General features: G+C 47.6%; 16 protein-coding genes. All 16 read right to left on the bottom strand.

The features are described from left to right. Positions 1 to 16: 16 nt before the first annotated feature. Entirely contained in the window at positions 17 to 241 is a 225-nt protein-coding gene (locus HF569_RS01185) for a DUF2969 domain-containing protein (protein ID WP_168849517.1), read from the bottom strand. A 12-nt stretch (positions 242 to 253) separates the two neighbouring features. Next, positions 254 to 547, bottom strand: a complete 294-nt coding sequence (gene yidD, locus HF569_RS01180) for a membrane protein insertion efficiency factor YidD (protein WP_168849518.1) — start codon at positions 545 to 547, stop codon at positions 254 to 256. A 27-nt stretch (positions 548 to 574) separates the two neighbouring features. Continuing rightward, on the bottom strand, positions 575 to 1,579 hold the full coding sequence (mreB, locus tag HF569_RS01175; RefSeq protein ID WP_168849519.1) for a rod shape-determining protein: 1,005 nt from the start codon (positions 1,577 to 1,579) through the stop codon (positions 575 to 577). A 757-nt stretch (positions 1,580 to 2,336) separates the two neighbouring features. Then, positions 2,337 to 3,644 (bottom strand): UDP-N-acetylglucosamine 1-carboxyvinyltransferase, encoded by a 1,308-nt coding sequence (gene murA / locus HF569_RS01170; RefSeq protein ID WP_168901028.1) that lies wholly within the window; start codon positions 3,642 to 3,644, stop codon positions 2,337 to 2,339. Between the two features lie 30 nt (positions 3,645 to 3,674). Continuing rightward, a complete protein-coding gene (locus HF569_RS01165) occupies positions 3,675 to 3,902 on the bottom strand; it encodes a DUF1146 family protein (protein ID WP_168849521.1) in 228 nt (75 codons plus the stop codon). Between the two features lie 319 nt (positions 3,903 to 4,221). Further along, on the bottom strand, positions 4,222 to 4,641 hold the full coding sequence (locus HF569_RS01160) for a F0F1 ATP synthase subunit epsilon (RefSeq protein ID WP_168901027.1): 420 nt from the start codon (positions 4,639 to 4,641) through the stop codon (positions 4,222 to 4,224). A 13-nt stretch (positions 4,642 to 4,654) separates the two neighbouring features. Continuing rightward, positions 4,655 to 6,070 (bottom strand): F0F1 ATP synthase subunit beta, encoded by a 1,416-nt coding sequence (atpD, locus tag HF569_RS01155; protein ID WP_168849523.1) that lies wholly within the window; start codon positions 6,068 to 6,070, stop codon positions 4,655 to 4,657. Between the two features lie 22 nt (positions 6,071 to 6,092). Beyond that, entirely contained in the window at positions 6,093 to 6,992 is a 900-nt protein-coding gene (locus HF569_RS01150; RefSeq protein ID WP_168849524.1) for a F0F1 ATP synthase subunit gamma, read from the bottom strand. 30 nt (positions 6,993 to 7,022) lie between these two features. Further along, a complete protein-coding gene (gene atpA / locus HF569_RS01145; RefSeq protein WP_168901026.1) occupies positions 7,023 to 8,564 on the bottom strand; it encodes a F0F1 ATP synthase subunit alpha in 1,542 nt (513 codons plus the stop codon). A gap of 30 nt (positions 8,565 to 8,594) precedes the next feature. Continuing rightward, positions 8,595 to 9,137: an ATP synthase F1 subunit delta gene (atpH, locus tag HF569_RS01140; protein WP_168849526.1), complete on the bottom strand. Its 543-nt coding sequence runs from the start codon at positions 9,135 to 9,137 to the stop codon at positions 8,595 to 8,597. Continuing rightward, the gene (atpF, locus tag HF569_RS01135; RefSeq protein ID WP_168901025.1) at positions 9,127 to 9,642 is read right to left on the bottom strand and encodes a F0F1 ATP synthase subunit B; all 516 of its coding nucleotides are present in this window, start codon (positions 9,640 to 9,642) and stop codon (positions 9,127 to 9,129) included. The genes atpH and atpF overlap by 11 nt, the downstream gene beginning before the upstream one ends. A gap of 48 nt (positions 9,643 to 9,690) precedes the next feature. Further along, a complete protein-coding gene (gene atpE, locus HF569_RS01130; protein WP_057733259.1) occupies positions 9,691 to 9,903 on the bottom strand; it encodes a F0F1 ATP synthase subunit C in 213 nt (70 codons plus the stop codon). Positions 9,904 to 9,937: 34 nt separating this feature from the next. Further along, the gene (gene atpB, locus HF569_RS01125) at positions 9,938 to 10,657 is read right to left on the bottom strand and encodes a F0F1 ATP synthase subunit A (protein ID WP_168901024.1); all 720 of its coding nucleotides are present in this window, start codon (positions 10,655 to 10,657) and stop codon (positions 9,938 to 9,940) included. A gap of 438 nt (positions 10,658 to 11,095) precedes the next feature. Further along, a complete protein-coding gene (upp, locus tag HF569_RS01120; protein WP_168849530.1) occupies positions 11,096 to 11,731 on the bottom strand; it encodes a uracil phosphoribosyltransferase in 636 nt (211 codons plus the stop codon). 93 nt (positions 11,732 to 11,824) lie between these two features. Then, complete coding sequence (gene glyA / locus HF569_RS01115; protein WP_168901023.1) at positions 11,825 to 13,066, bottom strand: serine hydroxymethyltransferase; 1,242 nt, start codon at positions 13,064 to 13,066, stop codon at positions 11,825 to 11,827. A 110-nt stretch (positions 13,067 to 13,176) separates the two neighbouring features. Then, positions 13,177 to 14,037 (bottom strand): glycosyltransferase family 8 protein, encoded by an 861-nt coding sequence (locus HF569_RS01110; RefSeq protein ID WP_332870946.1) that lies wholly within the window; start codon positions 14,035 to 14,037, stop codon positions 13,177 to 13,179. Positions 14,038 to 14,764 lie beyond the last annotated feature (727 nt).

The following is a 14,764-nucleotide window of genomic DNA, read 5'->3' as shown; positions in this document are numbered from 1 at the left end:
ATTTTACTAAAATTTATTATCCGCGATGAAGGTGGTAGTCCCGCAAGAGCAGTTCGACGCCTTCGTCTACCGTCTTAACCCGGTAAACGTCACCGTCATTCAATTGCGCTTGGAAACGGTCGTCGTCTGGTTTAACCGTTCCGATCGTCTCTTGACCAATCTTCAAGATGGACATCGTTTGCCCATCTGGCAACTTTTGTTCATCAATCGTCACTTGCACTGATTTTTCTCGTTTACTCATGCCAACTCTCCTTTATTTAGTAGGGGATTGTTTATCAAGGCCCATTTCCTTGCGGTAGGCTTGTTCCGCCGCGACGTTGCGTCGTAGCGTGAAATGATCGGGAACGGGATCAACGCCCCCGTGCACAAAGGGATGACACCGCAAAATCCGGGCCAATCCCATCAAGCCGCCCTTAATTGCCCCATGCTTAGCCAAAGCCTGTAGCATATAGTTGGAGCACGTCGGATAATACCGACAAGTCGGCGGAAACAGCGGTGAAATGAAACGCTGATAACCGCGCACTAACTGAGTAAGTAACCATTTCATCGCGAGTTTCCCCCTTTTAATTGACTATTAGTTGTTTTCCTTAGCCGTCTTAGTGTCCATATGTTCCAGCAAGACACCAGCACCCTTTGCCACGTTATCCAGTGGATCTTCCGAGATGATCACGGGAACCGTTAACCGTTCGGAGAAGAGCTTATCAATACCGTCCAGCAACGCACCCCCACCGGTCAGCATGATGCCCCGGTCGATGATGTCAGCGGCTAATTCTGGCGGTGTCGTTTCCAAAACTGCCATTGCAGCGGAGACAATCTGCTCAACGGAGTCATGGATTGCCAATTCAACTTCAGCGGCCGTAATGGTCGTTTCCGTTGGCATCCCACTTACGGAGTCCCGGCCCCGTACGTCCATGGTCTTGTCTTCGTTGCCTGGTTCTGGATAAGCGGTCCCGATCTTAATCTTAATCGTTTCAGCCGTCCGTTCCCCAATGATTAAGTTGTGATGGTGCTTCATGTAGTTCACAATTTCTGTGTTCATCCGGTCACCGGCAACGCGAATTGACCGACTGGCAACGATATCGCCCAGCGATAAGATGGCGATATCACTGGTACCACCACCCATGTCAATCACCATGTTCCCGCTTGGCTTAAAGATATCCATGCCGGCACCCAAGGCTGCGACCTTTGGTTCGTATTCCAGGTAAACTTTGGCCCCACCGGACTTTTCAGCCGCCTGAATGATGGCCTTCCGTTCAATCTCGGTAATGTTAGTCGGTGCACAGATCATGATGTTAGGCTTGGATAGGAAGCCCTTAACACTTAATTTATTAATGAAATAGGAGAGCATGGCTTCAGTGATATCGAAATCAGAAATGACCCCATCCTTCAAGGGACGAATTGCGCGGATGTTGCCGGGGGTCCGACCAACCATCCGGTAAGCTTCGGAGCCCACCGCTAATACCTTATCAGTCTTCGTGTCAATTGCGACTACTGATGGTTCATTTAATACGATACCCTTGCCGACCACGTAGATTAAAACGTTCGCAGTCCCCAAATCAATTCCAATGTCTTTCGCCATACTTATGCGTCCTCCTGATTTTTAATGCCAATTTTCAACATTTTATTATACCATAATCTACCACAACTCTAAACGGTTTCTCACGCTTAGCTAGAAAAGTAGACGACATGGATGAATTCTACCGCCTTACCATTCGCTAAATTTGGACTGGAACGCTGTGAGCAGGACGGGGCAAGCCAAAGAACGGTCTTGCCCCTCGCTTGAAGCCGAAAAACACGTCTTCAAGTCGCCATTTTCAAGAAAACCACTTAAAAATCTCACGGCTGAGTCCAAATTCAGCTCACTCTCGGCTACCCAGATCTTATCAATTTCTATTTACCCAAACCTTACCATACTGGTTGTTTATACCATTTTGCTATTCTAAGAATCGGCAGCCTAGTGACCTCTTTCGCCTTGCTGATCGGCTGGCGTGCTCTTAAGCAACTGAGATAATGACTATCACCATCATTATAGATTCGGCCGAAAGTCCTAAATATCCACGTTTTCCAGCCATCGCTGTGGTAAAACCCAATCAAAGCCGGAGGAGGCCAGGGATGGAGCCAGCCGTGAAAGTGGTGTTAGCTGGCGATTTTTCCAGCCAGCTTACAGCACGGGCGACTTTGAAGACACATGTTTCTCGTGGCTTCAAAGCGAGCGAGAAGACTGGTGGACTTCCAGTCTGAAGCGTCCCCACAGCAGGCGGAATCCCTGGCAGCCGCAGGCGACTGAGTTAGAGTCCAGCAAAAAAGCGGCAACCAGTGCCGCCCATAAATAATTTCTAGTTTTTAACGTGCGTATTCTTCAGAACAACCGTATCATCCTCTGGGAAGTCAACCCGCTTGACCTGTGCACCCAACGCCGTCAACTTCTTGTGGAAGTCATAGTAACCGCGATCGAGATACTTCAAGTTGGTAACCTGTGTATACCCATCAGCAACTAAGCCGGCTAATACCAACGCCGCAGCCGCCCGCAGATCAGTAGCCGCAACTTCAGCGCCATTGAAATCAGTAGGTCCGTGCATCACCACTGTCCGACCATTGATTTGGAATTGCGCGTTCATGCGCCGCAGCTCTTCCAAATGCATGAAGCGGTTTTCAAACACCGTTTCGGTCATCGTGCTTGTGCCTTCTGCTGCTAACTGCAGAATCGTCATCTGCGGTTGCATATCCGTTGGAAAGCCAGGATATGGCAACGTCTTAACGTCCGTTGGGGCCAACTTCTCTGGGCCAATTACACGAATGCCGGCAGCCTCTTCGGTTACCTGAGCGCCCATTTCCTGTAATTTGGAAATCAGCGGCTTGTTATGTTCAACGATGCCATCCTTAATCAGGACGTTTCCCTGAGTCAAGGCAGCGGCAACCATAAACGTTCCCGCTTCAATCCGGTCTTGGACCACATTGTGTTCCGTCCCGTGCATCTTCTCCACGCCATCAATCCGTAACGTTTCCGTCCCGGCACCGCGAACATGCGCGCCCATCTTGTTCAAGACGTTAGCCAAGTCGACGATTTCCGGTTCACGGGCAACATTATCGATGACCGTTGTCCCTTGCGCCAGGCAAGCTGCCATCATGATATTTTGCGTTGCCCCAACGCTAGGAAAGTCTAAGTAAATGTGAGTCCCCTTCAGCTGGTCAGCAAAAGCTTCAATATAGCCATCGTGCTGTTCAATCCGGGCACCTAAGGCTTCAAGCCCCTTCAAATGCAAATCAATTGGCCGCGTACCAATGGCACAGCCACCAGGCAAAGCCACCCGGGCATGCCCTAAGCGCGCCAATAATGGCCCCATTACAACGATTGATGCACGCATCTTGGAAACGTATTCAAACGGTGCTTCACTTGAGACTTGGTGGGTCGCATCGATCGTGACCTCCCGTTGCTTTTCGTTAAAATCAACGCGTAGGTTCAGGAAACGAAGGACCTTGTTCATCGTATAAACATCAGACAAAACTGGAACATTTGCTAAATGGGTGATGCCGTCCTGTGCTAAAATTGCGGCTGCCAAAATCGGTAGCACGGCGTTCTTAGCACCTTCAATATTGACTTCACCGGTTAAGCGGTTCCCACCATGAACGATAATTTTTTCCATGGGATACCTCCAAAGAATTTTCGGGCTTGCCTATAGTAAATAGCCCAGATTACGAACATTATTGATGAAATCCAGAAAGAACGAGCTACAACCATATCCAATCGCCACCGATAACATCACAATAATAACCTGTGCCTGACGTGGATATACCGACATTAGTCGTTCGATGTGCAACGCCGAAATTGCCCAAAAAGCCAGTGCAATAAAGGTTAAATGACTAACAATCGTTAAGATTCCTTGTAGCCCGATAAGTTTCATTAACTCAATCCTTTCTGAACATTCTCACCAACTATATCATAATTTACCGTCCCTGTCCTTGAATTTCCGGCGAAATCGACGTTTGTAATATTACATTTGACTTTATTAATAGATGTAACTGAACAAACTATAAGTTATTTATAAAATTTGCTAAATTTTGACGTGTAACCAATAATTATAGACTGAACCACTCCTCCTCATGAGCTCCCCCTTTTTCTCCAAAACGTTAAGCTGATCGGAATTTCCGAACTTTACCTTCTTACGCAAACAAAAAAGACCATTCCCGTTAGCGAGAATGGTCTCAAAACAAATTTTGTGCTTAATGATTGGCGACGTTAATCCGGTTAATGGCCCGTCGCAAAGCGACTTCTGCCCGCGCCAAAGTATCCGCATCGTGTTCTTCTTGCGCCTTTTTAATGGCAGCTTGCGCACGATCACGAGCACTTTCGGCACGACCGACGTCAATATCGTCTTGACGTTCCGCACTGTCAGCAACAATGGTGGCAACATTATCAGAGAATTCGAGGAAGCCACCATTTACGGCAACTTCATCTTCTCCACCATCATGTTTAATCCGTACTTCGTCAACTTCCAAAGAAGAAATAACGGGCACGTGATTGGGCATGATCCCGAGTTGACCCAGCTTAGTCTTGATGACCAAGAGTTCACCATCGTGTTCATAGACCCGGCCATCTGGGGTTACGATACTAACGGATAATACTGATCGATTATCAGCCAATTAGAATCCCTCCCTAGTTGTCGGCAACGGCAGCGTTCATTTGCTTAGCCTTTTCAACGGCGTCTTCGATAGCGCCACAGTTCCGGAAGGCATCTTCTGGAAGGTCATCGTACTTACCTGCCAAGATTTCCTTGAAACTGCGAACAGTATCATCCAACTTCACGTACTTCCCGTCCATACCCGTAAACTGTGAAGCCACGGAGAATGGTTGTGACAGGAAGAATTGAATCCGCCGAGCACGGTTAACAATTGTTTGTTCTTCTTCAGAAAGTTCATCCATCCCTAAGATAGAGATGATATCTTGCAATTCATGGTACCGTTGCAAAACGTGTTGAACTTCTGTGGCAACATCGTAGTGTTCTTGACCGATGATTTCAGGGGCCAAGGCAGTTGACGTTGAAGCCAATGGGTCCACGGCTGGATAAATCCCTTGTTGCGTCAAAGCACGTTCCAAGTTAGTCGTGGCGTCCAAGTGGGCGAAAGTCGTGGCAGGAGCAGGGTCGGTATAGTCATCGGCAGGCACGTAAACGGCTTGGATAGAGGTGATAGACCCCTTCTTCGTTGACGTGATCCGTTCCTGTAACTGACCCATTTCAGTAGCCAACGTTGGTTGGTAACCAACGGCTGAAGGAATCCGACCCAACAGGGCAGAAACTTCAGAACCGGCTTGCGTGAACCGGAAGATGTTATCGATGAAGAGCAGCACATCTTGGCCCTTAACATCACGGAAGTATTCCGCAATCGTCAAACCAGTCAATGCAACCCGCATCCGGGCACCAGGAGGTTCGTTCATCTGACCATATACCATGGCCGTTTGCTTCAGAACTCCGGAGCCTTTCATTTCCCAGTACATATCGTTACCTTCACGAGTCCGTTCACCAACACCGGTGAAGACAGAAATCCCGTTATGGCCTTGAGCAATGTTATGAATTAATTCTTGAATTAAAACGGTCTTACCAACACCGGCACCACCGAACAACCCAATCTTCCCACCACGAACGTAAGGTTCGAGTAAGTCAATAACCTTGATACCCGTTTCCAGGATTTCAGTCGTAGGGTTTAATTCGTCATACTTAGGTGCGTCACGGTGAATTGGCATCCGTTCTGCGTCTGGTCCAAATTCGGCACCGCCGTCAATTGGATTCCCCAAAACGTTGAACACCCGACCAAGCGTGTCATCACCAACAGGAACAGAGATTGAAGCCTTAGTGTTTTCAACTTCCATCCCGCGGCGAAGACCATCAGTACCGTCCATGGCGATTGTCCGCATAACCCCATCACCTAATTCCAAGGCAACTTCGGTTACAAGGATACTACCATCATCTTTTTTGATGTTCAGGGCAGTGTTGATGTCAGGTAATTCATCATTCAGTGGGAATTCAACGTCAACAACAGGTCCGATAACTTGAACAATTTTACCAGCACTCATTATTCGTTAATTCCTCCCGTCATTAATTATTTAAGGCTTCCTGACCACCAGTAATTTCGGTGATTTCAGTGGTGATCGCTGCTTGCCGTGCACGATTATAGTGCAGTTGCAACGTATCAATCAAATCATCAGCATTATCAGTGGCTGATTGCATCGCGTTAGAACTTGATGCGTGTTCGGAAGTCTTCGCGTCCAAGATCGCCCCATAAACTAGGCTTTCTGCGTATTGTGGCAGAACGACCTGCAACACTTCTTCTTCAGAAGGTTCAGTATCGTATTCAGCAGTTAATGGTGCAGCTTGCGTATCGTTTGCCGCATCAGAAGACAAGGTTTCCTTGTCCACTGGTAACATTTTTTCAGCCCGAAAACGGGATGAAATCCGGTTCACAAAGTGGTTGTAGCACACGAAAAGTTCATCGAACACTTCGTTATCAAACATCGTAGTAACGGTCTTAACGATTTCCCGAACTTCATTAAATTCAGGCACATCGCTGACCCCGCGATATTCGTAAGCCACATTGATTCCGCGGTTCCGATAGAAATCAGCACCCGTTCCCCCAACGGCTAACACCATGTAGTCGTCAGGATTAGGTGTCCGTTCTTTGATGAACGAATTGGTTTCCCGGAGCACGCTACTATTATAGCTTCCCACCATTCCACGATCGGAGGTGATCACTAAATATGCGGTTTTCTTTACTGGACGGTTCGACTGTAGGCTACTTGAGGAATTATCTAACAGATGAGACTGTGAAAGATGCATAACGACAGCCTTAACTTTCGAAACATAGTCTTGGTAGCCGACTGCGTGTTTCTGAATCTTATTTAACTTCGCGGTCGAAACCATGTGCATCGCCGCCGTAATCTGACGGGTTGCTTTCGTGGAATTAATCCGACGTTGAACGTCATGAATTGATTCAGCCATTATTTCTCACCATCCTTCCTTCAAGTAATCTTAATTAGCCGTGTCAGCCGCCTGATTGTCGGCCTTAGCAGTTGGTTGGAAAGTTGCGTCGAATTCAGCAATTGCGTTTTCCAGAGCGTCGCCTTCAGGCAAGTTCCCGGTCTTCGTAATCACGTCTTCGACATCTTGATGACTGGCGTCCATGTAGTCGAACAGCTCGTTTTGGTAACGTAAAACGTCCTCAATTTCGAGCTTGTCCAAGTGACCATGCGTCAATGCAAACAAGATAATAACTTCCTTGGCAACTGGAACGGATTCATGCAAGCCTTGCTTTAAGACTTCCACGGTCCGTGCCCCACGGTCTAGTCGAGCCTTGGTAGCAGCATCCAAATCAGAACCGAATTGTGCGAAGGATTCCAGTTCACGGTAGGCAGATAAGTCCAACCGCAATGTCCCGGCAACCTTCTTCATGGCCTTGATCTGAGCGTCCCCACCAACCCGGGAAACAGAAGTCCCGGCATCCATAGCTGGTCGAATACCAGAATAGAAGGAATCACTGTTCAGGAAGATTTGACCATCGGTGATTGAAATAACGTTGGTTGGGATGTAAGCAGAAACGTCCCCGGCCTTGGTTTCAATGACAGGCAACGCCGTCATGGAACCACCACCGAGCTCGTCACTTAACTTTGCAGCCCGTTCCAGCAAACGAGAGTGGGTGTAGAAGATATCACCAGGATATGCTTCACGACCTGGTGCCCGCCGTAGAATCAAAGAAAGTTCACGGTAAGCATCGGCTTGCTTAGTTAAATCATCATAAACGATCAAAACATGCTTGCCGTTGTGCATGAACTCTTCACCCATGGCAGCACCGGCATATGGTGCGATGTATAGCATTGGCGCTGGTTCGGAAGGACTAGCGGTAACGACAATCGTGTAGTCCATGGCGCCGAATTTTTCCAGCGTTGAGACTTGTGCACGCACCGTAGAAGCCTTCTGACCAATGGCAACGTAGATACAGATCATGTTTTGGTCTTTTTGGTTAATGATCGTATCAATGGCAATAGAGGACTTCCCAGTCTTCCGGTCACCGATGATCAATTCACGCTGACCACGTCCAATTGGAACTAAAGCATCGATGGCCTTAATCCCGGTTTGCAGAGGTTCACTAACCCCTTGCCGTTCCATAACACCAGGTGCCTTGTGTTCGATTGGCCGCGTCTTGTCCGTGGAAATGTCCCCTTTACCGTCAATTGGCCGGCCCAATGGGTTAACAACCCGACCGATTAATTGATCGCCAACGGGAACTTCCATGATCCGTCCAGTCCGCTTAACAGAATCGCCTTCAGTGATTCCAGTAAAATCACCCAAGATAACGATACCAACGTCACTGGATTCGAGGTTTTGGACCATTCCATAAACCCCGTTATCAAACAACAGCAACTCACCTTGCAAAGCGTTGTTCAGACCGTGGGCCCGAGCAACACCGTCACCAACGTAAGTAACCGTACCAGTTTCTTCAACTGAGATTTCATCCTTGTAGCTTTCTAATTGTTGTTTAATTAGAGCACTGATTTCCTCAGCTTTAATGCTCATGAAAGTTTCACCTCTTTATTACCGAATTCGTTATGCTAGCAGTTGCTGCCGTAAACGATTGATTTTTGTTCGTAAGCTACCATCAAGAACCGTGTCAGCAGCTTTAACGATGACCCCACCGATCACACTAGGATCGACTTGACTCGTCAAGATAACCTTATCGGCACCTACGCGCTTGGCGTAAGACGTCTCGATTTGCGTCTTTTGATCATCTGTTAAAGGCACTGCCGTGGTTACTTCAGCGTAAACCGTATGGTTAGCCTCATCATACATGGCCTGGAATTGATCAACAATGTCAACCACGTTTTCCATCCGACCATAGTCATATACCATTTGAACAAAGTTCTTGATATATGGTGATGCGTCTTTCAGTAACGGTTGCACTAAAGCTTCACGTTCAGCAACCTGCAGGCTAGCGTCTGAGAGCAAAGTGCTCAATTGCGGGTTGTCCTGGAAGATACTTCGAAGTTCTTTGAGCTCTGTGAAGCCTGACTCCAGTTGGTCTTTTTCGGACAACAATTCATATAATGCTTTTGCGTAGCGTTTCGCTACAGTTGCCCTATTAAGACTCATGTTGCTTCCCCAACCCTTCGATATAAGAATCAATTAATGCCTTTTGATCGTCAGCTTTCAATTCTCGTTGAATGATCTTGGAAGCAATCTCAATAGATAGGTCCGCCACGTCATTGCGGGCATTGACCAGGGCATCTTGGCGTTCTTGCTCAATGTCCTTTTGGGCATTTTGCTTCAACGTCTGTGCATCTGCTTGGGCCTGAGTCACGATTTGTTCACGTTGCTGTTGACCATTGGTCTTCGCATCGTTAACAATCGTTTGTGCCTCAGAACGAGAATTTGCTAATGCGGTTTGCCGCTTCTGAACTAAGTCAGCAGCTTCATTCCGTGAATTCTCAGCTGAGTCAATATCATTGCTGATCTTGTCAGCCCGATCCTGCATCATCTTAGTTACTGGCTTCCAAGCCAGAACCTTAACAATCCACATCAAAAGCAAGAAACAAACGACGTAGAAAATAGAATCACCAAAGTAAAGCCCTGCACCAACCACTAAATGTGAGAGCATCTATTGACACCTCCTTCTACTATCAGATATAAACATCTTCGCGGTAAATTACTTGTTCATAACCATCAAAGCAACAACGAAGGCAATGATAGGCATGGCTTCAACAAGCCCAACCCCGATAAACATGTTCGTCCGTAATTGACCTGACAGTTCAGGTTGACGGGCCATACCTTCTAGCATTTTGGCGATAAGAAGACCGTCACCTACACCACCACCAATAGCGGCTCCGGCCATAGCGATACCAGCTGCAATAGCTCCCATAATCTTTGTTTCCTCCTTAAATTAAATAAATACTCTATTCCTCAACTTCAAGTTTTTGAGAAATGTAAACTGAAGACAACGTAACGAAGACGAAGGCTTGGATTGCTCCTAAGAAAGCAGAGAATCCTTGCCAAGCCATCTCAAGTGGTACAGCGACAATCATCGTTGCGATGCCATGTGACGCCGCAAGATTCCAGATTATCCCCAGTAGCATTTCACCAGAGAAGATAACCCCGAAGATACGGAGACCCAACGTTAAGAAGTTCGTGAATTCTTCAAAGATACTGATAACTATCCAGACCTTAAAAGGCTTCAAGTAGTTCCTAAAGTGGGTCTTATAACCCAATTTACTTATCCCCGCAAACTGCGCAAGCATCAACGTCATCAACGAGAAAGTCAACGTCGTAATTGGATCGGACGTAGGACTCCGGACGATGGTGGCACCGTTCGGCAACGCGAGATTGATAAACAATCCCAATTCGTTAGACAGCAACAGGAAAATAAATAAAGTGAAACCATACAATCCAAAACCACCAATTTCCTTGGCAGGAATGGACCCCTTCAAAATTCCGTTGGTAAAATCAATCAACCACTCCAAAAAGTTTTGCCCTTTGGAAGGCTTCATGGCCAAATGTCTGGAAGCGAAGAAAACAATGGCAACAACAAGTACAAAAACCACTGAAGCAGATACAATGTTGGCCGTGCTAAACGTCAATCCCAGAAATTGGAAGGTCGAAACTGGACCATCATTCACCGAATATCACCTCTTTTCAACACTATATGGACGCGGTTTCTCGAAGGTTTCACTTAATGTTTCATCAAGCTTTCTTTCGAGAAATGCGGAATAGTGAACGAAGCGAGCGCTCCATTCAAATACACTGGAAATGATACCACCAATTCGGGGAAAAAACAAAACAATTTTTTACAGTCTAAACATTATTCACAACTTGGATAAACTTAGAGCTGAAAAGGATCGTAACCGTTTTCACATCCTGCTTGCGTGCGCAAATAGCTCCATAATTAAAGTGACTTGTCAAGGCCTTTTCTGTAAATGTATCCGGTCAAGCAACTAACCAGCGCATTTTGCCGGATAAATCCCTAGAAGCCGCGCTACAAACACTGCACCACCACCTTTGGAGAAAAATTGACAAACAAATAAGAGACTCAGCCCTAAGCTGAATCTCTCTAAAGTTTACTTCGTCCCAAACAAACGATCACCAGCATCGCCCAAACCAGGGACAATGTAGCCATCTTCGTTCAAGTGATCATCCAACGCTGCCGTGAAAATATCCACGTCTGGATGCGCCGCACGCAAGGCTTTGACCCCTTCTGGTGCAGATACCAGGCAGACAAACTTCATGTTCTTTTCACTGGCACCACGCTTCTTCAATGCGTCAATCGCCATGATGGCTGACCCACCAGTAGCTAACATTGGATCAACAATAAAAATTTGCCGTTGGTCGATGTCGGAAGGCATCTTGACAAAGTATTCATGAGGCTGCAGGGTTTCTTCGTCACGGTACATCCCAATGTGGCCAACCTTAGCCGCTGGGATCAATTCTAGGATACCGTCAACCATACCGATACCAGCTCGTAGAATTGGCACAATGGCCACTTTCTTACCAGCAAGCTCCTTGGCCGTCATCTTAGATACTGGCGTTTCGATCACCTTATCCTGTAATGGCATGTCACGAGAGACTTCGTAAGCCATTAAAGTCGAGATCTCGTTAACGACCTCGCGGAAACTGCGAGTACCGCAGTTTTTATTCCGAATAATAGTTAATTTGTGTTGAATCAACGGGTGGTCGAGTACTTGAAACTTCCCCATGAATAAACGCTCCTTTATGATTTCTTACAATTGTACCATTATCTACGCTACCAGAACGGATAAATTTTTAATGAAAACGTTTTTTCAAAAGATTTATGGCAAAGCGGTTAAAGGATGGGCCTGAGTTAACTCGTGAACCTGGGCTTTCACTTCGGCTAAGCTCTGGTCATCATTAGGATGTAGCAGGGCCTTCACGATCAGCCGGGCGACCTCACGACATTCATCGGCGCTAAACCCACGCGTCGTAATCGCTGGTGTCCCTAAGCGAATCCCCGAAGTCTTAAACGGACTGAGCTTTTCGTTAGGGATGGCTTCCTTGTTCGTGGTAATCAGCACGCTATCCAACAACTCCTGCGCCTGCTTGCCGTTGAGCTCAGTCTCTGATAGATCCAGCGTCATTAAGTGGTTATCCGTCCCACCGGAAACGACCCGCACCGTTGGCAACTGATTAAATTCATCGGCCATTGCCGCCGCGTTGGTCACGATCTGTTGTGCGTAGTCCTTAAAGTCTGGTTGTAGATCTTCGAAGAAGGCCGCGGCCTTTCCTGCAATCACGTGCTCCAACGGGCCACCCTGCGTCCCAGGGAAGACCGCTGAATTAATCCGTTTGGCATTCTCAGCCTGTGACAAAATCAAACCGCCACGGGGACCACGCAACGTCTTGTGGGTGGTCGTAGTGACCACGTCCGCAATCCCGACTGGACTCGGATGCAAACCAGCCGCTACCAAGCCAGCAATGTGCGCCATATCAACCATTAAGTAGGCGCCCACTTCGTCCGCAATCGCCCGGAAAGCGTGCCAGTCAATCGTCCGTGAATAAGCTGAAGCCCCGGCAACAATCATTTGTGGCTTAACTTTTAACGCTAAATCCCGAATCATATCGTAGTCCAGGAGTTCCGTCTCTGGGTTCAAGCCATAGCTGTAGGCTTCGTATAACTTACCAGAAAAGTTCACTTTGGCACCATGCGTCAAATGGCCCCCAGCATCGAGACCCATCCCCAGGATTGTGTCCCCAGGCTTCAAAAATGCCGCATAAACCGCCTGGTTGGCCTGTGACCCGGAGTGAGGTTGGACATTCGCATATTCCGCGTTAAACAGCTTCTTAGCGCGGTCAATGGCGAGCTGCTCCACCACGTCAATATACTGCGTACCACCGTAGTATCGTTTGCCCGGATAACCTTCAGCATACTTATTCGTCAAGACTGACCCTTGAGCCGTCCGAACGGCGTGGCTGACAATATTCTCTGAGGCAATCAGCTCAATGGTGTCCTCTTGCCGCCGTTCCTCGTTAGCAATAGCATCCCACAACGCTGGATCTTGTTCTTTAAAATTCAATGGCGATCCCTCCTGAACTATAGTTGTCACTATTTTACCAAATTTCACTAGTCAACGGGGTGAAGTTACGGTTATTTATATTTTTTTACCGGCTGGCTGCGTTCTCACCCTCAGTCCACGGGATCCCTGGCTAGTGTCGGCATGAAGCGCTGTAGTTGCTGCTGATGATACAAGAATAAGCTGGTAAACTTACTGTCGCTTGCCGCCTCCCACGGCTTGGGCATGCCGCAATAATGCAGGATGACCGTATGCGCCACCACCCAGTGAATATCATGCTGATTGAGACTGCGCGTTTGATAGGACAGATACTTCCGCGTGTCGTAATTCCAGATTTCTTCGGGAATTTCTAAAATATCTGCACCATACAGAAAATTCAAAATATCTTGATCCGGCAAGATCAATTCACTCTCGTGCTGGTCGATGGCCGTAGTAATATCAGCTAATTTAATCTTGGCCCGTGCCTGCTCCAAATCCATGACCAAGACCCCCGAGTTGAAGTAACTCGTTTTAGTTCCCAAGCGCAACTGATTGACGCTATCCACAATCCCCGTAACGCCACGATGAACCGCGGCCGCCAGCATGTGCCCTTGTAAGTCAATCTCCCACAACGGGCGCAGTGCATTAATCACTAGTAAATCTGGATCCAAGTAGATGACCCGCTTCACCTTGGTTGGTAGAATCTGCCCACTCAACAAGCGAAAATACATCTCTCTGGGGTAGCGCTTAATCAATGGCACGCCGGCCGCAAAATCCGTCGCCACTTTTTCATTGCTGAGGGTCCAGCCAAATGCCGTCGTTAATTGCTGAATGGCCGCGACCTCCGCAGCCGTCAAGCTGGCATGCAATAGCCATAAGTGAATGTGCTCATCGGGATTATTGACTTGGACTGAATACAGCATCGTTTTCAAGGGCTCCACGTAGCCTGAATTGAGCGTTACTAATAAATTGATCTCATCCGTCAAATTAGCCACCGACTTCCTTTAATGTTTTCCTGATCATATCCATTAAACCATGACTCCCCTGATTTTCATGCTAAAATGACTCACCCAAAACGTGATCGAGCCCTGCACCCCATAAATCGAGATAAAAAAAGATCGGGTCAAATCCCGATCTCACTTTGAATTCAGTTAAGTTGTCATCTGAAGGCCAAAAGTTCCGAAGTGCTGGTTATCTCTCCCCTAGCAACAACCATGAAGTCAAAATTAGGCAACATGGCAGTCTCTTCGCCTTACCGGTCAGCCGATATGGGCTGAATCGGTGCGAACACAACTTGAAGCCTCGAAAGTGCCGAGTCTACAAGCTTGGTTTTCTACTAAGCCAGTGAGCAGTTCACTCACCGACTAAGTAGAACGACGCGCCTGAGCCCATATCAGCTGACCTCACGGCTTACATAGTACTCCTGGGCGACCTAACAGCTATCACATCCGTTATCGACTGAAGTGACAAAAACTACCAAGTCGTCACATTTTTCAACTATTATCCTGATAAAACACAATCGAAGCCGCAGGAGGGCAGAGATGGAGCCAGCTGTGTCGACGGTGTTAGCCGATTCTCGGCTTACAGCGTGGGACGCGTTGGAAGACCGGTGAATTTCCGGGCTTCGAACCGAGCCGGAGGACCGCTTCTCAGGCCGCAGGCGTTCCCCACAGCAGGCAGAACCTCTGGCAGCCGGAGTGCGACCTCTTACCGATACAAGAA

Source organism: Levilactobacillus tujiorum, from assembly GCF_012641185.1.
In the GTDB taxonomy this organism is placed as follows: Bacteria; Bacillota; Bacilli; order Lactobacillales; family Lactobacillaceae; genus Levilactobacillus; species Levilactobacillus tujiorum.
This window is presented reverse-complemented; position numbering and strand designations above follow the sequence as displayed.

What these genes read in the sequence shown, in the direction of transcription:
- murA (WP_168901028.1), bottom strand. Translation starts at nt 3,644, where the DNA reads ATGGAAAAAATTATCGTTCATGGTGGGAACCGCTTAACCGGTGAAGTC.
- HF569_RS01150 (WP_168849524.1), bottom strand. Translation starts at nt 6,992, where the DNA reads ATGGCTGAATCAATTCATGACGTTCAACGTCGGATTAATTCCACGAAA.
- upp (WP_168849530.1), bottom strand. Translation starts at nt 11,731, where the DNA reads ATGGGGAAGTTTCAAGTACTCGACCACCCGTTGATTCAACACAAATTA.
- mreB (WP_168849519.1), bottom strand. Translation starts at nt 1,579, where the DNA reads ATGGCGAAAGACATTGGAATTGATTTGGGGACTGCGAACGTTTTAATC.
- atpE (WP_057733259.1), bottom strand. Translation starts at nt 9,903, where the DNA reads ATGGGAGCTATTGCAGCTGGTATCGCTATGGCCGGAGCCGCTATTGGT.
- atpD (WP_168849523.1), bottom strand. Translation starts at nt 6,070, where the DNA reads ATGAGTGCTGGTAAAATTGTTCAAGTTATCGGACCTGTTGTTGACGTT.
- atpA (WP_168901026.1), bottom strand. Translation starts at nt 8,564, where the DNA reads ATGAGCATTAAAGCTGAGGAAATCAGTGCTCTAATTAAACAACAATTA.
- atpF (WP_168901025.1), bottom strand. Translation starts at nt 9,642, where the DNA reads ATGCTCTCACATTTAGTGGTTGGTGCAGGGCTTTACTTTGGTGATTCT.
- yidD (WP_168849518.1), bottom strand. Translation starts at nt 547, where the DNA reads ATGAAATGGTTACTTACTCAGTTAGTGCGCGGTTATCAGCGTTTCATT.
- atpH (WP_168849526.1), bottom strand. Translation starts at nt 9,137, where the DNA reads ATGAGTCTTAATAGGGCAACTGTAGCGAAACGCTACGCAAAAGCATTA.
- HF569_RS01165 (WP_168849521.1), bottom strand. Translation starts at nt 3,902, where the DNA reads ATGAAACTTATCGGGCTACAAGGAATCTTAACGATTGTTAGTCATTTA.
- HF569_RS01185 (WP_168849517.1), bottom strand. Translation starts at nt 241, where the DNA reads ATGAGTAAACGAGAAAAATCAGTGCAAGTGACGATTGATGAACAAAAG.